The sequence below is a fragment of the Erythrobacter aureus genome, assembly GCF_003355455.1.
GTDB classification, from domain to species: domain Bacteria; phylum Pseudomonadota; class Alphaproteobacteria; order Sphingomonadales; family Sphingomonadaceae; genus Qipengyuania; species Qipengyuania aurea.
The window spans coordinates 836,155-856,473 of sequence record NZ_CP031357.1 but is presented as its reverse complement, the minus strand read 5'-3'; the positions used below and the strand labels follow the sequence as shown (position 1 = coordinate 856,473).

The following is a 20,319-nucleotide window of genomic DNA, read 5'->3' as shown; positions in this document are numbered from 1 at the left end:
GCCCTCCAAGGCCAAGCCCCGAACCACCGCCCCACCGGCCATTCCCGATATTGCACCGAAAATCATCCCAGGCAGGTCCGCCGGGAAACTCAGGGCGACCTAACCCCATCACGGTCACCAGAGAGATTGCCAGAGTGATCGGGCGATTCGTGCAGCACCGTATATGCCCTGTCATTGCCCCTTCATGCTCCACGGACTATATCGCGCACCATGTCTTCCATCCGCCCTTGGCGCACTATCGAGCGCCGCCAGTCCCGCCAGATGATGGTCGGCAACGTCCCCGTAGGCGGCGATGCGCCGATCACCGTGCAGACCATGACCAATACGCCGACCGAGGATGTGGGCGCGACGATCGACCAGATCCGCCGCTGCGAGGATGCGGGCGCGGATATTATTCGCGTTTCCTGCCCGACGGCGGAATCGACCGAGCATTTCGACAAGATCACCAAGGCGGCTGGCGTCCCGATCGTTGCGGACATCCACTTCCACTACAAGCGCGCGCTCGAGGCCGCCGACAAGGGCGCGGCCTGCCTGCGCATCAATCCGGGCAATATCGGCAGCAGCGAGCGCGTGGCCGAGGTGGTCCGCGCGGCCAAGGCCAATGGCTGCGCGATCCGCATCGGAGTGAATGCCGGTAGCCTGGAAAAGGACCTGCTCGAAAAATACGGCGAGCCCTGCCCCGAAGCGCTGATCGAAAGCGCGCTCGACCACATCAAGCTGCTGCAGGACCACGATTTCCACGAATACAAGGTGGCGGTGAAAGCCAGCGACGTGTTCCTCGCGGTAGCCGCCTATCACGGGCTGGCCGAAGCGGTCGATTGCCCGCTCCATCTCGGCATTACCGAGGCGGGCGGCCTTGTCGGCGGGACGGTGAAGAGCTCGATCGGGATCGGCAGCCTGCTGTGGGCGGGCATCGGCGACACGATCCGCGTTTCGCTCTCTGCCGAGCCCGAGCAGGAAGTGAAGGTCGGCTACGAGATTCTGAAAGCCCTAGGCCTGCGCACACGCGGCGTCCGGGTGGTGTCCTGCCCAAGCTGTTCGCGGCAGGGTTTCGACGTGATCCGCACGGTCGAAACGCTCGAAAAACGGCTCGAACACATCAAGACGCCGATGAGCCTCTCGGTGCTCGGTTGCGTGGTCAACGGCCCAGGCGAAGCGCGCGAGACCGATATCGGCATCACCGGCGGCGGCAATGGCAAACACATGGTCTACCTCTCGGGCGTGACCGACCACCATGTCCAGTCGGGCGACATGCTCGACCACATTGTGAAACTGGTGGAAGAGAAAGCGGCACTCATCGAGGCGGGCGAGGCGGTGGCCTTCGATCCGCATGCGAGAGAGGCGGCGGAATAGCAATGCGTTGCATCGCTGCCGGTTTGGCGCTGCTTTTGGCAGCGTGTTCCCACGCACCAGCACCCCAAGCGTCTCACCATCCCGAAGCGCGGGCTTACGATGCCCAGCTGGATGCAACCGCCGCCGTGGATTCGGCACTGGCGCGGGCGGGTGAACGCGATACCAAAGTGCTGCTGGTCATGGGCGCAAACTGGTGTCACGACAGCCGGGCACTGGCCGGCCTGCTCCAAACGCCGCGCTTTGCGGAACTGATCGACGAACATTTCGAACTGGTCATCATCAATGTCGGAATGCCGCAGACCGATGACGGCCACAATCTGCACATCGCCCGCCGTTTCGGTCTCGAGGCGCTGCCGGGCACGCCCAACCTGCTGGTGATCGATTCGCAGGGGACGCTGGTGAACGCAGAAACCGCCACCACCTGGCGCAATGCGGCAAGCCGCGATGCCGACGCAATCTATGCGGAGCTGCTGGGCTTTACCGCGATTTAACACCGCTTTGTGCATAGTCCGCCGCTATGCGGGAGATCGCCCTTCTTGCTATTGCCATCATGGCCTTCGCGGGCGCAGCGTTGGTGCCCGATGGCCCGATGGATTTCTCCACCGAAGGCCCGCCCGCCAACGCAGCCGTCGCCGACACAGCCGCATACACCGCGAGCGATAAGCAATCGGGCGACACTGACAGCTATGCCGCATGGGTCGCGGGTGCGACCGAACTGCCGCGCGCGGCCGATGGGCATTTCTATGCCGATGCTACCGTCAATGGTGCGAGTTTGGAGTTCCTCGTCGATACGGGCGCGAGCGTGATCGCGCTGACCGGCGCCGATGCGCGGGCGGCAGGTCTGTTTTGGTCCGCTGCCGATGTCGACCCGGTTGCCCGCGGCGCCTCGGGTCCGGTGCATGGAGTAGAAGTGTCGCTGGATAGGGTGACTCTGGGCGGCCACGAGGCGCGCAACGTCCGCGCTGTCATCGTGCCCGATGGTCTTGCCGTCTCGCTGCTCGGCCAGAGCTTTCTGACCACCATCCAGCCGGTACGGATCGAGGGCGACCGCATGGTGCTGGGCGAATAGCCAGACCGGCCGGGCGCAATGTTCATGGCGTCGTCAGTCGCTCCCTGCTAAGGAAATTATCGATGAAACGCCGCGATCTTATCAAGAGCACTCTTGCTGCCGGGGCAGTGGCAGCCCTTCCCACGCGCCTGTTTGCTCAGGTCAATCCCACTTCTGCACGCGACGCGAAGCTGATGGCGATTGCTCGCGCTGAACTGGAAAGGGTCGGATCGAAAGTCTGGCGCAAGGATATCGTCGGAATCGCCGATTTCGGGCTGCATTCGGCAAGCAAGCGCTTCCATTTCGTCGATCTCGAGAACGAACGCGTGGCGAGCTACCACGTCAGCCATGGCACCGGCTCGGATGGCGAACACGATGGCTGGCTCAAGCGCTATTCGAATATCGAAGGCAGCGAGGCTTCTAGCCGTGGCGCTTTCATGACGCGCAGTTGGTATGTCGGACGTTATGGCACCTCGATCCGGCTCGACGGGCTCGACCAGACCAATTCCAACGCGCTTCCCCGCGCCATCGTGATGCACCAGGCGAATTACGCCACGCCCGAGCATGTCGACCGCTGGGGGCGGCTAGGCAGGTCCAACGGTTGCTTTGCCATGGGTCCGGAACAATTCGACCGCGCGCTGATCGACCTGTCGGGCGGGCGCCTGCTCGTCGCGGGAAGCTACGGCCTGGCCGAAGACGGCACTTCAACCACTCCCCCGGTCGCCCAGTACGATTTGCTGCGCCGCGAGGATGGCACGACCTTCAGCCGTACCAATCCCGGCGTTTTCTAAAGGCCCTTAGCTGGTCTGCAGATCGTCGACGATCTCGATGACCTCTTCGCTCGTCTCCCGCGCGCGCTCACGCTGGCGCGGGGCATCGAGCGCAGCCAGAACCGGCGCGTCGCGACCATAGATATCGTCGAACCGGCGCAGCTCTCCGTTCACATCCACGCCATAGGTGAAATAGGTAATGTAGGCGGGCCACTGCTTTTCCATCGGATAGCGCGTGTATTTGCGCGATGCTGTGATTTCCGACACTTCCTGCTGGATCACGGGCAAGTCTTCGCGGCTGTCGGCATTGCCCAGCATGGCCATCGTCATCGCCAGCTCGCGCGCACCCTGCACCCGGATGCAGCCGTGGCTCAGGGCGCGGTTGTCGCGCGCGAACAGTGCCTTGGCGGGCGTGTCGTGGAAGAAGATCGCATGCGGATTGGGCATATCGAGCTTCATCAGCCCGAGCGAATTGCCCGGCCCCGGTTGCTGGACCACGGTGATCCAGCCATTGGCGCCCTTGGTCGCCTTGTAACCATTGGCCCGCGCCCAGCCGGGATTGTTCAGAACTTTCGCGCCCAGCCCTTCGCCTTTCACGATCGACTGCGGCACCGTCCATGTGGGGTTGAAGATGACCGCCTCGACCATTTCGGCGAGTTGCGGTGTCGCCGTGCGACCGGGCTTGCCGACCACCACGCGGTAGTGCTTGATGATCTTGTCGTTCACCGTCAGGCGCAGCTGGTATTCGGGAACGTTGGCCAGCAGATACTGCTTGCCCAGATCGCGCGCGAGCCAGCGCCAGCGATCCATATTGGCCCGGATCAGCTTGCGCTTGGCCGGATCGGTCGTGACCGCGAGCTCTTCCTTCAGGCGCGCATAGTCGGGTGAAACCGGATTGAGCGCCGTTAGCGTGCCCGCGATATCGCCACTCTCGACCGCCGCTTCCAGCAAGCGGTGCGATGGCAGGACATCGGGATCCGGATCGACGACGAACCACTGACGGCGCGCATCCATGGGCGTCCGACCATCGCGCAGGTCTTCCACCAGCCACACGAAGATTTCGCTCGCCATCTCGTTGAGCGCCGCACCTTCGCCACTGTCGATCGCCATGCGCAATTCCGCGGGGCGGTAGTCGGAAGGCACGAGCCCCTCGGCCTCGACCGTGGGAATGAAAGCGAGCAGATCCCGGGCCTGGGCAATGCTCCATTCGCGGACGAGGACCGGCAATTGCTGGACGATCTCGCCACGCTCCATGCGGATATCGTCGAAGCTTTCATCGACACTTGGCTGCGCCGCCGGGCGGGGTGCGTCGGCAGTATAATCGGGAAGCTCTTCGGTGACTTTTTCCGGTTCAGGCGGAAGAAGGTTTTCCGGGGCACTATCCTGCGCCAGAACCGAGGTCGCGCAGAGCGCCGCACCCATTGCGGTGCCGATAATTAGACGAAAGCGTGTCATAAGTCCTACCAAATGCGCCCCGCGCACATGCGGCGCGCGCGGCGTGACGTTACAGTACTCGTTTGCGCAGCGCCAATCCAGTACGATGGCTTTCGCAAGGCTGAATTGGCAGTGACGTAGGTCGTTTGGCCAGATAGGGCGGCCCGGTGAACCGCAACCATGTCCTTCTCCCCATGGCGATGGCCACCCTGGCGGTTGCCAACCTTTCGCTGATGGACGCCTATATGAAAAGCGCCGCCTTGGCGGTGGGAGCACTTACGGCCGCCTGGCTCCGCTCGGCCATCGCGACCGGTATAGCCCTGCCCCTGTGGCTGGCGCGTGGCCGGCGGTGGCCCGATAGGCAAGTGCTGAAACTGCATCTCCAACGCTCGGTGGTTGCGACCTTCATGGCGCTGACGTTCTTCTATGCAATCACCAAACTGCCCCTCGCCGAAGCGATCGCAATCAGCTTCGTCGCGCCGCTGATCGCGCTCTACCTGGCACGCGTTCTGCTGGGCGAGACGATCAGCCGACAGGCCGTGATTGCATCGCTTCTCGGTTTTGCGGGAACACTGGTGATTATCGGCGGAAAGATGGGCCAGTCCGATTTCGACCGAGACACCGCACTCGGCCTCGCGGCCATCCTCGTTTCCGCGTTGCTGTATGCCTACAGCTTCATCCTGATCCGCAGGCAGTCTCAGGTTGCTGGCCCAGCAGAGATCGCGACATTTCATTCAGGTGTGTCGGTCATCCTGCTCGGCCTTGCGGTCCCGTTCCTGTTCGAGATGCCCGACCGCAGCACATTGGTAGACCTCACCGCAGCTGCGGTTCTGACAGTCGCAGGCGCCATGGCCTTCGCCTGGGCCTATGCCCGCGCCGAGGCGCAAGTGCTGGTCCCACTGGAATATTCGGGGTTCTTATGGGCTTCGCTGTTCGGTTGGATCTTCTTCACCGAAAAGCTCACTACGCCAACGATCATTGGCACGGCGATCATTGTCGCGTCATGCTGGGTAGCGGCGCGCAAACCACGCGCCCCGACGACCGGCCGCCGGATTTAGCGACTCTGCTCGACTTCGGCCGCCTGCACCGGCTGATCGGCGAAAGTGAAGGCAGCGGTAAAACAGCCTGCAACGCCAAGCACGGCTGCGAGAACAGCGACGCGAAGCGAACGATGCGGGCTATCACCCAATTCCAGAAGCGAAGACATTGTTAACTCCATCCTTCAGGCCGTGCTGCCCGATGCGGCGCACCTGCCCTGATTTTGCCTAAGTAAGCGCTGAAACCGGTCCTAGGTTCCCCAATTGGTCTATGTTGCAGTGCCGCACTCTTGATTTTTTCGGCGTTCCGGCGCAGGTGCGCGGCACATTCTACCGCCCTGCCCATTGGTCGGGTGACGGCCCTCAACTGAAAGGACAGATGCGCGCATGACCCAGGTCGGCAAGGACACGCTCGGAACCCGCTCCACCCTCACCGTGAACGGGAAGGACTACGCTTATTATTCCTTCGCCAAGGCGGAGAAGACGATCGGCGATGTGTCGAAGCTGCCCTTCAGCCTCAAGGTCCTGCTCGAAAACATGCTGCGCTTCGAGGATGGCGGCTTCACCGTTTCGACCGACGATGCGCAGGCGATCGCCGACTGGCAGAAGAACCCCGCGACGGGCAAGGAAATCCAGTACCGCCCAGCGCGCGTGCTGCTGCAGGATTTCACCGGCGTTCCCTGCGTGGTCGATCTGGCCGCGATGCGCGACGCGATTTCGAAGCTCGGCGGCGATACCGCCAAGATCAACCCGCAGGTGCCCGTCAACCTCGTGATCGACCACTCGGTCATGGTCGACGAATTCGGTCACCCCAAGGCCTTCGAAAAGAATGTCGAACTCGAATATGCTCGCAATGCGGAGCGTTACGACTTCCTCAAATGGGGCTCGAAGAGCTTCGAAAACTTCTCCGCCGTCCCTCCGGGCACCGGCATCTGCCACCAGGTGAACCTCGAATATATCGGCAAGGGCGTGTGGTCGACCGATGACCAGGACGGTAACGCGGTCGCCTATCCCGACACCTGCGTCGGCACCGACAGCCACACCACCATGATCAACGGCCTGGGCGTGCTTGGCTGGGGCGTGGGCGGCATCGAGGCCGAAGCCGCCATGCTTGGCCAGCCGATCTCGATGCTGATCCCCGAGGTCGTCGGCTTCAAGCTGACCGGCGAAATGGCCGAAGGGGTGACCGCCACCGACCTTGTGCTGACCTGTGTGCAGATGCTGCGCGAAGTCGGCGTGGTCGGCCGCTTCGTCGAATTCTACGGCGAAGGCGTTGCCAAGCTCAGCCTCGCCGACCGTGCGACCATCGCGAACATGGCACCCGAATACGGCGCGACCTGCGGCTTCTTCGGCATCGACGACAAGACGCTCGAATATATGCGTCTGACGGGCCGCGACGAAGAAACCATCGCGCTGGTCGAAGCCTATTCGAAGGAACAGGGCATGTGGTTCACGCCCGAGAACGAGCCGGTCTTCACCAAGACGCTCGAACTCGACGTGTCCAAGGTTGTGCCCAGCCTCGCCGGTCCTAAGCGCCCACAGGACCGCGTCGCGCTGCCTGAGGTGGACGAGCTCTTCAATGGCGATCTCAAGTCGATCTACAAGAAGGATGCTCCCGCCCGCGTCGGTGTCGATGGCAAAGACCACGACATCGGTGATGGCGACGTGGTGATCGCCGCGATCACCAGCTGTACCAACACCTCCAACCCGGACGTGCTGATTGCCGCCGGTCTCGTCGCCAAGAAGGCGAACGAGAAGGGTCTCAAGCCCAAGCCTTGGGTAAAAACCAGCCTCGCACCAGGTTCGCAGGTCGTCACGGACTATCTCGAAAAGTCGGGCCTGCAGGACGATCTCAACGATCTCGGCTTCGATCTCGTAGGCTATGGCTGCACCACCTGCATCGGCAACTCAGGCCCGCTCGCCCCGCCGATTTCGAAGGCGATCAACGGCAACGACATCGTCGCCGCCAGCGTCCTTTCGGGCAACCGCAACTTCGAAGGCCGCGTGTCGCCCGATGTGCGTGCCAACTTCCTCGCCAGCCCGCCGCTGGTCGTCGCCTACGCGCTCAAGGGCACCGTGACCGAGGACATCACCGAAACGCCGATCGGGCAGGACCAGGACGGCAACGACGTGATGCTCGCCGATATCTGGCCGACCAATGACGAGGTGCGCGAACACCGCGCCGCCAATATCGACCGCGAGATGTTCGTCACCCGCTACGCCGATGTGTACAAGGGCGACGAACACTGGCAGGCGATCAATGTCGAGGCCAGCGACACCTATCGCTGGAACCCGACCAGCACCTATGTCGCTTCGCCGCCCTTCTTCGAAGACATGGAAATGACGCCTGCGCCGGTGACCGACATCACCGATGCGAAGCCGCTCGCGATCCTCGGCGATTCGGTTACAACCGACCACATCAGCCCGGCGGGTTCGATCAAGGAAGACAGCCCTGCAGGCTCCTATCTGCAGAGCCACCAGGTCGCGAAGCAGGACTTCAACTCCTACGGCTCGCGCCGCGGCAATCACGACGTGATGATGCGCGGCACCTTCGCCAACATCCGCATCAAGAACGAAATGGTCCCCGGGATCGAAGGCGGCGTCACCACCTACAAGGGTGAGCAGATGCCGATCTACGACGCGGCGATGAAGCACAAGGAAGACGGCACGCCGCTGGTGGTCGTCGCGGGCAAGGAATACGGCACCGGCTCCAGCCGCGACTGGGCGGCCAAGGGCACCATCCTGCTCGGCGTGAAGGCGGTCATCGTCGAAAGCTTCGAGCGTATTCACCGCTCGAACCTGATCGGCATGGGCGTGCTGCCGCTGCAGTTCAAGGATGGCGACACCCGCAACAGCCTCGGCCTCAAGGCAACCGACAGCTTCACCATCAAGGGGCTGGCGGACCTGAGTCCGAGCCAGGATGTCGAAGTCGAAGTCACCCGCGAAGACGGCTCGACCTTCAGCTTCACCGCGCTGTGCCGCATCGATACGGCGAACGAGATGGAGTATTACCGCAATGGCGGCATCCTCCACTACGTGCTCCGGAAACTGGCGGCCGCATGATGCGGCATGCGCTCCTCGCGGGATTGGCGGCGACCATGCTCGGCGCCTGTTCCGCGCAGGCGCGCCCGGCCGACGACGATGTGGCGGAAGCGCCCGCCCGCGCCGTTGTCGAAACGATCGCCCCGGGCACTCTGGCCACCAGGATCGCCGCAGGCGAGCCGATCCAGCTGATCGATGTCCGCACGCCCGAAGAATTCGCCCAGGGCCATCTGGCAGGCGCGATCAACATCCCGCTCGGCGAATTCGATCCCGAAGCCCTGCCCGACCCTCGGGGGAGCGAACGCATACTCTATTGCCGGTCAGACCGCCGCTCGGGCATCGCCGCAGAACGGCTGGCCGCCGCATCGGGTACGGCCGCCCTGCATCTGGATGGCGGCATCCTTGCCTGGGAGGCCTCCGACTTTCCGGTAGAGCGTGACTGACCCCGCCTTACCTGGAGCGGCAACCGGCGCAGTGCGCGCCTGACATGGCTCTGGTCGAATATCTGGCCAAGCTATTGGGTCGCGAGGAAATCGACCCGCAGGCCGATCCGATCGTCATGCGGGAAATCGGCGAAAATGTGCGTCACCACGCGATGAGCAATCCGCGCCTGGAACCGGCCGGGGGCGACAAGGCGGACATGTTCCTCATGCGCGATTTTCTGTCCGTGCAGCAATGTCGCGAGCTCATCGCGATCATCGACAGTCGGATTCAGCCTTCCGCCCTGTTCTCGGAAAAAGTGGCGCCGAGGGGCCGGACGAGTTCGACTCATTTCTTCGCGCAGGGATTGCCCGCAACGGAAAAGCTCGCGGCAAAAATCGGCGAGGTGACAGGCCTGGATCGACGGCATGCCGAACCCTTGCAAGGGCAGAGATATCGCGAAGGCGAGGAATACCGCCACCACCGGGACCATTTTCGCCTCGATCGGCCACATTGGCAGGTCGAGCGTCGGCGCGGCGGGCAAAGAAGCTGGACCGCGATGGTCTATCTCAACGCAGTCGAGGCGGGTGGCGAGACGGAATTCCCGGAACTCGATCTGAAGATCGCGCCCGAAGCAGGAATGCTGCTCATGTGGGACAATATGGACCGCAAGGGCCGCCCCAACCGCGCAACGCGCCATGCCGCGCTACCCGTGGAAGCGGGGACCAAATATGTCGTGACGCAATGGTATCGCCAGGGCGCATGGAGCCTGCAACAGCGCGACTAAGCTCCGGCCGCAGGCAATTTCCTCAGGCGCCGCGTTTGATGCGGAACTTGCGACGGCCGAGAATCGCGGCGGCCGCCATACCGAACAGCGCCATCATCGGCGGCGCCGGCACGTCGGTCCCGCTGCTGCTGCCCGAGCTGGAGGTTGAGCTGGAGCTCGACGTGCTGGTCGAGGAGGAACTCGAGGTCGAGGTGGAAGACGACGATGAGCTCGACGTGCTGGTCGAGGACGAGGAACTGGTGCTCGAGGTGATGTTGCCGCTCGTCGTCGACACTTCGCCGGTAGAGGTCGAGACACCGCCGGTAGAGGTGGACACCTCTCCCGTGGAGGTCGAAACGTTGCCGGTGGAGGTCGACACCTCTCCCGTGGATGTCGAGACAGCGCCGGTCGAGGTCGAAACCTCACCCGTGCTCGTAGTGCTCGTAACCGCGCCGGTCGAAGTGGACACCTCACCCGTGCTGCTGCTCGAACTGGTCGTTGTGGAAACCTCTCCTGTAGAGGTCGAGGTCGAGGACCCACCCGTCGAGGTCGAGGTGGAACTGCCGCCGGTAGACGTGGTGGTCGATACGTCGACGATCACGTCGGGCGTTTCGCCCCCGGTCGTGGTGGTCGAATTGACGATGACGCTGCCGCCTCCGCTCGAGCCGGTGAAGAACCCGCCGAAGAAGCCGCCGCCGAAGCCGCCGCCATATCCGCCGCCATAGCCACCGCCCGGGATCGAGCGGGCCGAGCCGCCACCGCCGACCGGCGCCGCTGCCGGCAGCGGAGGTACGGGAACGGGGGCCATCGCCTGGCGATAGACCGGCGGGCAGATATTGTTCGGGTTATAGGCCGCTTCGGGCGATTCGGCGGGCACGCATTCGACCTGGCGTGGAATGGTGCGGGCACGCGGCACGGTCGGCCGCGGCACGGCGCGCGGCTTGGCCTGCTTGACGTATTTCACCGCTTTCGATTTGTATTGCGGATTGTCGGAAATCGGCTTTTCCGCGACATGCACCGCGCCGCCTGCAAGCAACGCTCCACCCGCCGCGGTGGCCGAGAGTTTGGCTAGAGCTGACTTGACCGACATCGTGAAACTTCCTCTTGCGACCGCCCAAGGAGCGGAGGAATTTCCGCGCCTTGCAGCGACCCTTGATTCTTTCTGCGACTCCCGTTTTCGGATTTTCGCGCGAATTTACTGATCGCTCATGCATCTAGAAAGTAAATTTTTCGCGGAAATACGAGGGTTGTGCAAGCCCCGTCCCGTTTCGGGACCCTCTGATGCAGCTTTCTTACCGCTTCGATAACCCTATTTGTCGAACATGTCTCCCTGCGGTGTCGATGGCGGCGACAAGCCGAGATGCGCCCAGCCTCCATCGTTGAGGCAGCGCCCCCGCGCGGTTCGCGCGATCAGGCCGAGCTGGATGAGATAGGGTTCGATCACCTCCTCCACCGTGTCGCGCGGTTCCGACAGGCCCGCCGCGAGCGTTTCCACCCCGACCGGGCCACCCTTGTAAGTCGTTGCGATCATGGTGAGATAGCGGCGGTCCATCGCATCGAGGCCGAGCGAATCGACCTCGAGCCTGGTCAGGGCCTCATCCGCCACTTTCGTGGTCACGATCGGCTCGCCCAGCACGCTGGCGAAATCGCGCACTCGGCGCATCAGGCGGCCTGCGACGCGCGGGGTGCCGCGCGAACGGCGGGCAATCTCGCGCGCGCCGCCCTCGTCGATGCCCATGCCGAGCAGCCCCGCGCCGCGGGTGACGACCTTGAGCAGCTCGTCCTCGGTATAGAAAGTCAGCCGCACCGGAATGCCGAAGCGGTCGCGCAGCGGCGTGGTCAGCAAGCCCTGCCGCGTGGTCGCGCCGACCAGCGTGAAGGGCGGCAGGTCGATCCGCACGCTGCGCGCCGACGGCCCTTCGCCGATGATGATATCGAGCGCGCGGTCCTCCATCGCCGGATAGAGAATCTCCTCGACCACCGGATTGAGCCGGTGAATCTCGTCGATGAAGAGCACGTCGTTGGGCTCGAGATTGGTGAGCAGTGCGGCCAGATCGCCCGCCTTGGCGATGACCGGGCCGCTAGTGGCGCGGAACCCCACGCCCAGCTCCTTCGAGACGATCTGCGCCAGCGTCGTCTTCCCTAGCCCGGGCGGGCCGAAGAACAGCACATGGTCCATTGCCTCGCCGCGCTGCTTGGCAGCCTCGACGAACACGCGAAGGTTCTCGCGCGCCGCCTTCTGTCCGACGAACTCGGCAAGGCTCTTGGGCCGCAGCGCCGCATCCGGGTCTTCGGGCTGCCGGTCGGGCGAATGGAGGGGGACGGGTTCGGTCACACCACCCCCATACCGTCATGCTGAACTTGTTTCAGCATCCATCGCGCGGCAATCACCCACGCATGCCGATCGAGCACCAACCCTGCGTCTACATCCTTGCGAGTCAGCCGCGCGGAACGATTTATGTCGGCGTCACCAGCGACCTTATGCAGCGTCTCTATCAACACCGGGAGGGCCTTACAGGCGGATTTACGGCGCGCTACAAGGTCCATCGTCTCGTGCGCTTCGAGATGTTCGGCGACATGGAGGACGCGATCCTGCGCGAGAAGCAATTGAAGCGCTGGCATCGTCAATGGAAGATCAACCTCATCGAAGGGGACAATCCGCACTGGATAGATTTGGCTATAGAATTGGGCTTCGAGCCGCTTGCTTCGGACGAGCCGAAAAATGGATCCTGAAACGAGTTCAGGATGACGACATGGGGGGATATCCCACTCAAAACGGGTTCACCGTATAGCCCGCTTGCTGCAGCACCGCGTGCGCGGTCATGGCGGAGAGCGCCATCTCGACGCCGGGGATGAGATCGGACCGGGCAATGCCATGCGCGACGGCGCTCTGGCCACACAGGATTACCCGCACACCGTGGTCGAGAAGGTCGCGCACCAGGGCGTGGCTGGCGTTCACGCCGGGCTTGCCCTGTGCCTCCCACGCCGGTTCCTTGAGCAGATCGAGCGAAGCGCCGCCGTGAACCACGACCACGACCTGAATATCCTCAGGATCGACTCCGGCGGCAGCGTGCATGTTGATGAAGCGCGCGGCGCTTTCGATATGGCGGTTGGCCTTCCCCTCGCTCGCAGCCTCGCTGACGTCGAAGCTGTGCTTGAACGCCGTGCCCGCCGACAGCTTTCCCACGCCCTCGACCGGCGCGTGAGGCCCGAAGTCCTTGAACACCGGCCCCGTCTCGAAGGCGCTCATGTCCTGCGCGCTCGCCGCCGAAGCTACCAGTGCCGCCAAGGCCGCCGTCATCGCATATCGCAAAATTGCCACTCTCATCCTGCTGCCCTCTTCAATGCGACGCGGATGAGGTCGCCCTCGCCCGCATCTTCGCCCAGTTCGCCCTGTGCCGCGGCCACCGCGCGCGCGGCCACGGCGGGTTTGAAGCCGAGGTTTTCGAGCGCGCTCACCGCATCGGCGCTGGCACTGCCCGCGTGGGTCACGGCGACACCCGCAGCGCCGACCATCCCGCCGCCCGGCAGCGCGCCGGCCTTGTCCTTCAGCTCGTTGACGATGCGCCCCGCCAGCTTCGGCCCGACACCGTTTGCGCGCGCGATCATCGCCGCGTCGCCGTTCGAGCAGGCCGCCTGCACCTCGCCCGTCGAAAGCGCGGAGAGGATCGCCAGTGCCACCTTGCTGCCGACACCCTGTACCTGGGTGAGCAGGCGGAACCAGTCCCGCTCGGCGGCCTCGGCGAAACCCAGCAGGCGCATATCGGTCTCGCTCACCTGCAAATCGGTATAGAGTGTGCAGGCCCCGCCCACCTCGCCCAGCGCGGCGAGCGTCTTGGTCGAGCAATGGACGAGATAGCCGACGCCCGACACATCGATCACCGCCCAGTCGGCGCCGGTTTCGTCGAGCAATCCCTTGAGCTTTGCAATCATGGTTTGTTCCTGCCCGACATTGGGCGCCTTGACCAGTCCGGCGGCCGAATTATCGCCAGCACCTGCCCCAGCCGGGTCGGGGTGACAAAGGCGACACCCTGTCACCCAATCGATTCATGACACAAGTCCATGATTTTGTGGCGTAATATCACTCGATGCCTAGGGTGACACATTGCGGGCACCCCGCCCCCCCTTTCTCACTCCCCATTCCTATCGCAGACTTTCGGCCATGTAGGAAAATCTCGGCTTCACCCCACCCCAAAAAAGGCAAAGTGGACAGGCCCGGCCGCTTGGGACAAGACAGGCGCATGAGCTGGAATACATTCGGACGGACCCTGCGCTTTACCACCTGGGGCGAAAGCCACGGCCCCGCGATCGGCGCGGTGGTGGACGGGTGCCCGCCGGGGATCGCATTGTCCGAAAGCGACATCCAGCCCTTCCTCGACGCACGGAAGCCGGGGCAGAACAAGTTCACCACCCAGCGCCAGGAACCGGATGCGGTCCGCATCCTGTCGGGCGTGTTCGAGAGCAAGACCACGGGCACGCCGATCAGCCTGCTGATCGAGAACACCGACCAGCGATCGAAGGACTATTCCGAAATCGCGAAATCCTATCGACCGGGCCATGCCGACTATGCCTATGACGCGAAATACGGCTTCCGCGACTATCGCGGCGGCGGGCGCAGTTCGGCGCGCGAGACGGCGATGCGCGTGGCGGCGGGCGCCGTGGCGAGGCTGGTCATCCCCGAGGTAAGCATCGTCGCCTATGTCGCGGAAATCGGCGGTGACCGGATCGACCCCGCGAATTTCGACCGCGAGGAAATCGCGCGCAATCCCTTTTGGTGCCCCGACGCACAGGCCGCATTGCGCTGGGAAAGGCTGGTCGACGAGGCGCGCAAGGCCGGCTCGTCGCTCGGCGCGGTGGTCGAATGCGTGGCCGATGGTGTGCCGGCGGGCTGGGGTGCACCCGTCTATGCCAAGCTCGACAGCGATCTGGCGGCGGGCATGATGAGCATCAACGCAGTCAAAGGGGTCGAGATTGGGGACGGTTTCGAGGCCGCGCGGCTGACCGGCGAACAGAACGCCGACCCGATGCGCCCCTCCTTAAACGATGGGGGCAATGACGGCCCCCGTTTCGAGGCCAACCATGCAGGCGGGATCGCGGGCGGCATCTCGACCGGCCAGCCGGTGACCTGCCGCGTGGCCTTCAAGCCGACCAGCTCGATCCTCACCCCTGTCGCCAGCGTGACCCGCGACGGCGAGGCAACCGAAGTGCGCACCAAGGGCCGCCACGATCCGTGCGTCGGTATCCGCGGAACACCCGTGGTCGAAGCGATGATGGCGCTGGTGCTGGCCGATCACAAGCTGCTCCACCGCGCGCAGTGCTGGCAGGGGTGATAGCCCGCAATCATAGCATATTAACCGTATGTTCTAGAGCCTGCCTTAGTGGTGGTCGTTCGATGAGACCGCTACTGATCCTGTTTCTCTTCGCGATCAGCCTTGCAGCGCCCACCAGCGCTTCCGTTCAGGCTGGCGTGGAGAATTGCATTGCCGCGCTACCCGTAGCGAAAGGCGCGCCAGGAGCCGAGGCCTTCGCGCAGGACTGGCGATGCGATGGCGAAACGGTTTCGCTCGACAATGAACGGATTTTTTTGCGCATCGATGCCGGGCCAACACATGGCGGTACGCGCTTCGTTACGGCCCAACGCGGAGTTTTCGAGCGGATCCATGTGGTGACGCGGGATACTGACGGGCGTATTCGCAGCCGGTCCTGGAAGATCGATGATCTCGCACCGGTCGTCGGCACCGACCTCTTCAAGCTGCCGACCCCACCGGGCAGAGATGTGGTTGTGGCTATCGACCGACTAGGTGATCCGCGTGTGGTGACAACCACCCGTCTGGTCGATCGCGATCCCGCCGCCGAGCCCGGGCTCGACAATCTCGTTCTTTTGATTGCCGCTCTGGCTGGCATGCTCGTCATGCCGTTGATCTTCGGAATGGCGGTCTATCAGGTGCTCCGGCAGAAATTCGTATTCTGGCATTTCGCCACCGCAACGACCCTGCTCGCCACGGTTCTTATCAATTCGGGTCTTTTATCGAAGATAGCGGGAGTGCCGATGGGCCTTCTCGTCCGCATGGCGCTGGCCGACACCGGCTTCACGGTTGCAGCGACCCTGATTTTCGCCACCCATTTCGTCGAGCGAGACGCCGTACCCCCTCGCTTGCGAAAAATGGCCATCATTTTCGCGGGCTGGGCGCTGTTCATTAGCGTCGCCAATGCGGTATTTCCGCTGGCCGCGCCGAACTGGCAATTCCAAGCTTACCATATGGGTTTCGTCCCCATCCTGGCGTTTCTCGTCGTGTATCTCGCAACCGCCGCGCGGCGGGGCAGCCGATACGTCTGGTATCTGATAGTCGGCCTCGCTCCGCTCATGCTGCTTGGCGGCTGGCGCCTTCTGGGACAGCTAAGCCCGATCGGCGCGCAGTATGATACGACATTGTTCTTTTATATCGGATGCGTGTTCGAAGAAGTCGCAGTCACTCTTGGCGTTGCCGATCGTCTTCTGACATTGCGGCGTGAAAGGGATCTAGCGATTGTCCGTGCCGATGAACTCGACGAGGTGAGCCGACACGACAGCCTCACCGGGCTCCTCAACCGGCGTGCGCTCGACGATAAGAGCGAACCGATTGTCGGTTCATCGGCCATCGCCATCCTCGATATCGACTATTTCAAGGCAATCAACGACACCTATGGCCATATCGTCGGCGATCGCGTGCTCTGCGCACTCGCCGACGTTTTGCGCACCGAACCGCAGACACGCGCCATACGCTTGGGCGGCGAGGAGTTCCTGATCCAAACAACCCACCGCCGGCCGGAAAAGCAGCTTGCCGATCTTCGTCAAGCCGTCGCGAAGGCTATCGCAAGCGACGTACCGGAAATCGAATGGCAAGTAACATGCAGCATGGGTGTCATCATTCTCGCCGGGATCGATGCGAATAGCGAACTCGATTACGAGACCTTGTATTCGCGGTGCGATGTCCTTCTTTATCGCGCCAAGGACGAAGGCCGCGACCGCATGGTTGTCGAACGGTTAGCCTATTTCGAAAGAACCGAATCTTCGGCCATCGTGCGCAAACCCAGGGCGCCAAAGGATGCCGCATGAACCGGACGGAACGCGATGGCCCTTGCGTCCCGCGCGTTTGTCAGCCCCGCATAGCTAGGCTTGAAAACCGCGGCTTTCCCGCGCGGGGGACACTCCGCCGCGCATCGAATGTAGTACGTTATGCGTCGGGTCCGGGCTGGGTGTAATCGACCGAATCGTCGCAAATACCGTCCTTCTCGCAATCGTTTAGGCCATCGCCGTCCTTATCCCAGCTCGGGTGCATGGTCGGCTCGAGATATTCGGGGCAATAGGTTGCTCCGTATTCCGCTGGTTCGAGACCGGCGGCTTGCGCTTCCTCTTCGCTCGCATAGCGGTTGCCTTCGCCATCGCAGAAGCTGATCTTGCGTTCCGCCAGCGGAGCTTCCGAGCCGGTAACCTGCTCGATTTCCGCCTCCGCGATTTCCGTTTCTGCGGTATTCGGGTCGGCATCCTGCTCAGCCTGCTCGCACGCGGCAAGGCCGACCAGCGCCGTGATCGCCATCGAAATTCCCAGTTTCCGCATCATCGAGTTCCTCCTCGTAAACAGGTCGCAGCCTTCACGTCATCGTCGGCCCGCATGACAGGTACAACGACCCGTCCATACACGCGTTCCTCCATGGGCGGCTTTGTGGCGGCAACCGCGCGAGCCGAACAGCACAGGATGGAAAATGCACGAACGCGTCCAGATGCAGAGCTTATCGAAGGTTCCATCGATTTGATCGATTATTTCGATCCTCGCAATCGCAACTTATCGCTTTTGTGCATCGCAACAAGGCCTATCTGACCCCCATCAGTTTCAACCCGAACTACGGAGACATTCATGGGTATCATCGGAAGCCAGATCAAACCGTTCACCGCCACCGCCTTCCAGGCCGGCAAGGACTTCTTCGAAGTCACGGACGAAGACGTGAAGGGCAAGTGGGCCGTTTTCTTCTTCTATCCGGCCGACTTCACCTTCGTCTGCCCGACCGAACTCGAAGACCTCGGCGAACATTACGAAATGCTTCAGAAGCTGGACGTCGAAGTCTATGGCGTATCGACCGACACCCATTTCAGCCACAAGGCATGGCACGACACCAGCGAGAAGATCGGCAAGCTGAACTTCCCGTTCCTGGGCGACCAGAACCACGTGCTGGCACGCAATTTCGACGTACTGCGTGAAGGCGCCGGCCTTGCCGATCGGGCGACCTTCGTGGTCGATCCCGATGGCGTCATCCAGCTCGTCGAACAGACCTGCGAAGGTGTCGGCCGCAATGCCAACGAACTGGTACGCAAGATTCGCGCGGCCCAGTATGTGCGCAACAATCCCGGCCAGGTCTGCCCGGCCGCATGGGAAGAAGGCGAAGACACGCTGGCGCCTTCGCTCGACCTCGTCGGCAAGATCTAGGCGTTAAGCCTGATGACAGATCGGGCGCTCTAAGGGCGCCCGCATAAGAGCCCGAGCCTAAAACTCGGGTCGCTGGAAGGCCCGGGGCACCCCCCTCCCCCCTCGCCCCGGGCCTTTTCCCTTCCTCAAGATTATCGAATCCTTCGTCCCACCCGGAGCCCGGAGTCCGCCCATGCTCGACGCAACCATGACCCAGCAGCTCAAGACCTATCTCGCGAACCTGCGCGAACCGGTCGAACTGGTCGCCTCGCTCGGCGATGACGCCAAAAGCACGCAGACGCGCGAATTGCTCGAAGAAATCGCCGCGCTTCACGACCTTGCGAGCGCGAGTTTCGACGGAACCGATGAGCGCAAGCCCAGCTTCGTCATTCGCCGCGGCGGCGATGCGGAAAAGTGGGTTCGTTTCGCGGGCCTGCCGATGGGTCACGAATTCACCAGCCTTGTGCTGGCCCTGCTATGGGCCGGGGGGCACCCGCCCAAGGTCGATGCCGATCTTCTGGAACAGATCCGCGGACTTGAAGGCGATTACGCTTTCGAGATGTATTTCTCGCTGTCGTGCCACAACTGCCCCGACGTGGTGCAGGCGCTGACCCTGATGGCGCTGGAAAACCCGCGCATAACCGCCACGCTGATCGAAGGCGGGACCTATCAGGACGAGGTCGATGCACGCGAGGTCATGGCCGTGCCCGCGACCTTCCTCAATGGCGAACCGTTCTACAACGGCAAGATGGAACTGGCCGAAATCCTGGCGAAGCTCGACACGGGCAGCGAAGCGAAAGCGGCAGAGAAACTGTCGGCCAAGGACCCATTCGAAGTGCTGGTGGTCGGCGGCGGCCCGGCCGGGGCAGCAACCGCCATCTATACCGCGCGCAAGGGCTTTCGCACGGGCATCGCCGCCGAACGTTTCGGCGGGCAGTTGCACGATACGCTGGGGATCGAGAACCTGCCTGGCACGGTCTATACCGAAGGGCCGAAGCTGGCCGGCGAATTGAAGCGCCATGTGGGCGAATACGACATCGACTTGATGGACCTCGCCAAGGCAGTGAAGCTGATACCTGCCGAGAAGCAAGGCGGTCTGCACACGGTGGAGCTTGGCAATGGTGCGAGCCTCAAGGCGCGCAGCCTGATCCTCGCCACCGGCGCGCGCTGGCGCAATCTCGGCGTTCCGGGCGAAGCGGAATATCGCAACAAGGGCGTGGCCTATTGCCCGCATTGCGACGGTCCGCTGTTCAAGGGCAAGCGCATCGCGGTGATCGGCGGCGGCAATTCGGGCGTCGAGGCGGCGATCGACCTGGCCAAGATCGTCGGCCACGTCACGCTGATCGAATATGACGATCACTTGCGCGCCGACGAGGTGCTGCAAAGGAAGCTGCGCTCGATGGCCAATGTCGAGATCGTCACCAGCGGGCAGACCACCGAGATCACCGGCAAGGACGGCAAGGTCGACGGCCTCGTGCTGAAGGACCGCCAGTCGGGCGAGGAGCGCCGCATCGATTTGGAAGGCGTGTTCGTGCAGATCGGCCTCGTCCCCAATACCGAATGGCTGCAGGGTTCGGGCCTCGAACTCACCAAATTCGGCGAAATCGTCACCGACGAGGAAGGTCGCACCAACCTTCCCGGCGTCTTCGGTGCAGGCGACGTTACCGACGTGCCCTACAAGCAGATCGTCGTGGCGATGGGCGAAGGCTCGAAGGCAGGCCTGTCGGCCTTCGATTACCTCATCCGCACCGAGCCGGCCGAGGACGTCGCGCAAGCCGCCTAGAAAACATCCCCGTCATTGCGAGCGACGCAGTCGCGCGGCAATCCAATGTGCCGCAGATGTTGGTTTCGCCACCATGGATTGCCGCGTCGCCTGCGGCTCCTCGCGATGACGGGAAAACAACTGCACATCATCGCCTGAGGCAATCAATTCGACGCAATTAATCGATTGGACGAATTAACGACAAAGGCGCATCATCCTTTCACCGGATTTTCGAATCTAAAGAGA

20 protein-coding genes are annotated in these 20,319 nt (G+C 62.9%); 14 read left to right on the top strand and 6 right to left on the bottom strand.

Going from position 1 to position 20,319, the window contains the following annotated elements; translation table 11 throughout:
* The first annotated feature begins 210 nt into the window (after nucleotides 1-210).
* From ispG to DVR09_RS04245, 4 genes are all read left to right on the top strand, one after another.
* On the top strand, nucleotides 211-1,353 hold the full coding sequence (gene ispG / locus DVR09_RS04260; protein WP_115415835.1) for a flavodoxin-dependent (E)-4-hydroxy-3-methylbut-2-enyl-diphosphate synthase: 1,143 nt from the start codon (nucleotides 211-213) through the stop codon (nucleotides 1,351-1,353).
* Nucleotides 1,354-1,355: 2 nt separating this feature from the next.
* On the top strand, nucleotides 1,356-1,844 hold the full coding sequence (locus DVR09_RS04255; protein ID WP_115415834.1) for a thioredoxin family protein: 489 nt from the start codon (nucleotides 1,356-1,358) through the stop codon (nucleotides 1,842-1,844).
* A 26-nt stretch (nucleotides 1,845-1,870) separates the two neighbouring features.
* On the top strand, nucleotides 1,871-2,422 hold the full coding sequence (locus DVR09_RS04250) for a retropepsin-like aspartic protease family protein (RefSeq protein ID WP_234041553.1): 552 nt from the start codon (nucleotides 1,871-1,873) through the stop codon (nucleotides 2,420-2,422).
* A gap of 62 nt (nucleotides 2,423-2,484) precedes the next feature.
* Nucleotides 2,485-3,192 carry a murein L,D-transpeptidase catalytic domain-containing protein gene (locus DVR09_RS04245; RefSeq protein WP_115415833.1) on the top strand — a complete coding sequence of 236 codons (708 nt, stop codon included), beginning with the start codon at nucleotides 2,485-2,487 and terminating at the stop codon, nucleotides 3,190-3,192.
* A 6-nt stretch (nucleotides 3,193-3,198) separates the two neighbouring features.
* On the opposite strand, the gene DVR09_RS04240 is transcribed toward DVR09_RS04245, so the two are convergent.
* Nucleotides 3,199-4,626 (bottom strand): L,D-transpeptidase family protein, encoded by a 1,428-nt coding sequence (locus DVR09_RS04240; RefSeq protein WP_115415832.1) that lies wholly within the window; start codon nucleotides 4,624-4,626, stop codon nucleotides 3,199-3,201.
* Between the two features lie 146 nt (nucleotides 4,627-4,772).
* Between DVR09_RS04240 and DVR09_RS04235 the strand changes: the two genes are divergently transcribed.
* Entirely contained in the window at nucleotides 4,773-5,663 is an 891-nt protein-coding gene (locus tag DVR09_RS04235; RefSeq protein WP_234041552.1) for a DMT family transporter, read from the top strand.
* Here the strand turns inward: DVR09_RS04235 and DVR09_RS17095 are convergent.
* Complete coding sequence (locus DVR09_RS17095; protein ID WP_162814842.1) at nucleotides 5,660-5,812, bottom strand: hypothetical protein; 153 nt, start codon at nucleotides 5,810-5,812, stop codon at nucleotides 5,660-5,662. The genes DVR09_RS04235 and DVR09_RS17095 overlap by 4 nt on opposite strands.
* Before the next feature lie 217 nt (nucleotides 5,813-6,029).
* Here DVR09_RS17095 and acnA point away from each other — a divergent pair, with 217 nt between their 5' ends.
* Genes acnA through DVR09_RS17090 form a run of 4 tightly spaced genes read left to right on the top strand, consistent with a single transcriptional unit; the run spans nucleotide 6,030 to nucleotide 10,595 of the window.
* On the top strand, nucleotides 6,030-8,705 hold the full coding sequence (gene acnA, locus DVR09_RS04230; RefSeq protein ID WP_115415831.1) for an aconitate hydratase AcnA: 2,676 nt from the start codon (nucleotides 6,030-6,032) through the stop codon (nucleotides 8,703-8,705).
* Entirely contained in the window at nucleotides 8,702-9,127 is a 426-nt protein-coding gene (locus DVR09_RS04225) for a rhodanese-like domain-containing protein (protein WP_115415830.1), read from the top strand. The genes acnA and DVR09_RS04225 overlap by 4 nt, the downstream gene beginning before the upstream one ends.
* Before the next feature lie 44 nt (nucleotides 9,128-9,171).
* Nucleotides 9,172-9,891: a prolyl hydroxylase family protein gene (locus tag DVR09_RS04220; protein WP_115415829.1), complete on the top strand. Its 720-nt coding sequence runs from the start codon at nucleotides 9,172-9,174 to the stop codon at nucleotides 9,889-9,891.
* Between the two features lie 47 nt (nucleotides 9,892-9,938).
* Nucleotides 9,939-10,595, top strand: coding sequence for a hypothetical protein (locus DVR09_RS17090; RefSeq protein ID WP_234041551.1), 657 nt, complete (start codon nucleotides 9,939-9,941; stop codon nucleotides 10,593-10,595).
* Nucleotides 10,596-11,179: 584 nt separating this feature from the next.
* Here the strand turns inward: DVR09_RS17090 and ruvB are convergent.
* Nucleotides 11,180-12,205 (bottom strand): Holliday junction branch migration DNA helicase RuvB, encoded by a 1,026-nt coding sequence (gene ruvB / locus DVR09_RS04210; protein ID WP_115415827.1) that lies wholly within the window; start codon nucleotides 12,203-12,205, stop codon nucleotides 11,180-11,182.
* A gap of 62 nt (nucleotides 12,206-12,267) precedes the next feature.
* Between ruvB and DVR09_RS04205 the strand changes: the two genes are divergently transcribed.
* Nucleotides 12,268-12,603, top strand: coding sequence for a GIY-YIG nuclease family protein (locus DVR09_RS04205; RefSeq protein WP_234041550.1), 336 nt, complete (start codon nucleotides 12,268-12,270; stop codon nucleotides 12,601-12,603).
* Between the two features lie 37 nt (nucleotides 12,604-12,640).
* On the opposite strand, the gene DVR09_RS04200 is transcribed toward DVR09_RS04205, so the two are convergent.
* A complete protein-coding gene (locus DVR09_RS04200) occupies nucleotides 12,641-13,198 on the bottom strand; it encodes a DsrE family protein (RefSeq protein ID WP_115415825.1) in 558 nt (185 codons plus the stop codon).
* Nucleotides 13,195-13,803: a Holliday junction branch migration protein RuvA gene (gene ruvA, locus DVR09_RS04195; RefSeq protein ID WP_115415824.1), complete on the bottom strand. Its 609-nt coding sequence runs from the start codon at nucleotides 13,801-13,803 to the stop codon at nucleotides 13,195-13,197. Before ruvA ends, DVR09_RS04200 begins: the two co-directional genes overlap by 4 nt.
* A gap of 308 nt (nucleotides 13,804-14,111) precedes the next feature.
* Between ruvA and aroC the strand changes: the two genes are divergently transcribed.
* Together aroC and DVR09_RS04185 are read left to right on the top strand one after the other, a co-directional pair.
* On the top strand, nucleotides 14,112-15,200 hold the full coding sequence (gene aroC / locus DVR09_RS04190; protein ID WP_115415823.1) for a chorismate synthase: 1,089 nt from the start codon (nucleotides 14,112-14,114) through the stop codon (nucleotides 15,198-15,200).
* 62 nt (nucleotides 15,201-15,262) lie between these two features.
* Nucleotides 15,263-16,966 carry a GGDEF domain-containing protein gene (locus tag DVR09_RS04185; protein ID WP_115415822.1) on the top strand — a complete coding sequence of 568 codons (1,704 nt, stop codon included), beginning with the start codon at nucleotides 15,263-15,265 and terminating at the stop codon, nucleotides 16,964-16,966.
* A 118-nt stretch (nucleotides 16,967-17,084) separates the two neighbouring features.
* Here the strand turns inward: DVR09_RS04185 and DVR09_RS04180 are convergent, their stop codons facing one another.
* On the bottom strand, nucleotides 17,085-17,471 hold the full coding sequence (locus tag DVR09_RS04180; protein WP_115415821.1) for a hypothetical protein: 387 nt from the start codon (nucleotides 17,469-17,471) through the stop codon (nucleotides 17,085-17,087).
* Between the two features lie 294 nt (nucleotides 17,472-17,765).
* Here DVR09_RS04180 and ahpC point away from each other — a divergent pair, with 294 nt between their 5' ends.
* Together ahpC and ahpF are read left to right on the top strand one after the other, a co-directional pair.
* Nucleotides 17,766-18,332, top strand: a complete 567-nt coding sequence (ahpC, locus tag DVR09_RS04175; RefSeq protein WP_115415820.1) for an alkyl hydroperoxide reductase subunit C — start codon at nucleotides 17,766-17,768, stop codon at nucleotides 18,330-18,332.
* 172 nt (nucleotides 18,333-18,504) lie between these two features.
* Nucleotides 18,505-20,094 (top strand): alkyl hydroperoxide reductase subunit F, encoded by a 1,590-nt coding sequence (ahpF, locus tag DVR09_RS04170; protein ID WP_115415819.1) that lies wholly within the window; start codon nucleotides 18,505-18,507, stop codon nucleotides 20,092-20,094.
* Nucleotides 20,095-20,319: the final 225 nt, after the last annotated feature.

Coding starts and splice junctions, on each gene's coding strand:
- ispG (WP_115415835.1), top strand. CDS start 211: ATGTCTTCCATCCGCCCTTGGCGCACTATCGAGCGCCGCCAGTCCCGC.
- DVR09_RS04255 (WP_115415834.1), top strand. CDS start 1,356: ATGCGTTGCATCGCTGCCGGTTTGGCGCTGCTTTTGGCAGCGTGTTCC.
- DVR09_RS04250 (WP_234041553.1), top strand. CDS start 1,871: ATGCGGGAGATCGCCCTTCTTGCTATTGCCATCATGGCCTTCGCGGGC.
- DVR09_RS04245 (WP_115415833.1), top strand. CDS start 2,485: ATGAAACGCCGCGATCTTATCAAGAGCACTCTTGCTGCCGGGGCAGTG.
- DVR09_RS04240 (WP_115415832.1), bottom strand. CDS start 4,626: ATGACACGCTTTCGTCTAATTATCGGCACCGCAATGGGTGCGGCGCTC.
- DVR09_RS17095 (WP_162814842.1), bottom strand. CDS start 5,812: ATGTCTTCGCTTCTGGAATTGGGTGATAGCCCGCATCGTTCGCTTCGC.
- acnA (WP_115415831.1), top strand. CDS start 6,030: ATGACCCAGGTCGGCAAGGACACGCTCGGAACCCGCTCCACCCTCACC.
- DVR09_RS04225 (WP_115415830.1), top strand. CDS start 8,702: ATGATGCGGCATGCGCTCCTCGCGGGATTGGCGGCGACCATGCTCGGC.
- DVR09_RS04220 (WP_115415829.1), top strand. CDS start 9,172: ATGGCTCTGGTCGAATATCTGGCCAAGCTATTGGGTCGCGAGGAAATC.
- DVR09_RS04205 (WP_234041550.1), top strand. CDS start 12,268: ATGCCGATCGAGCACCAACCCTGCGTCTACATCCTTGCGAGTCAGCCG.
- DVR09_RS04200 (WP_115415825.1), bottom strand. CDS start 13,198: ATGAGAGTGGCAATTTTGCGATATGCGATGACGGCGGCCTTGGCGGCA.
- ruvA (WP_115415824.1), bottom strand. CDS start 13,803: ATGATTGCAAAGCTCAAGGGATTGCTCGACGAAACCGGCGCCGACTGG.
- aroC (WP_115415823.1), top strand. CDS start 14,112: ATGAGCTGGAATACATTCGGACGGACCCTGCGCTTTACCACCTGGGGC.
- DVR09_RS04185 (WP_115415822.1), top strand. CDS start 15,263: ATGAGACCGCTACTGATCCTGTTTCTCTTCGCGATCAGCCTTGCAGCG.
- DVR09_RS04180 (WP_115415821.1), bottom strand. CDS start 17,471: ATGATGCGGAAACTGGGAATTTCGATGGCGATCACGGCGCTGGTCGGC.
- ahpC (WP_115415820.1), top strand. CDS start 17,766: ATGGGTATCATCGGAAGCCAGATCAAACCGTTCACCGCCACCGCCTTC.
- ahpF (WP_115415819.1), top strand. CDS start 18,505: ATGCTCGACGCAACCATGACCCAGCAGCTCAAGACCTATCTCGCGAAC.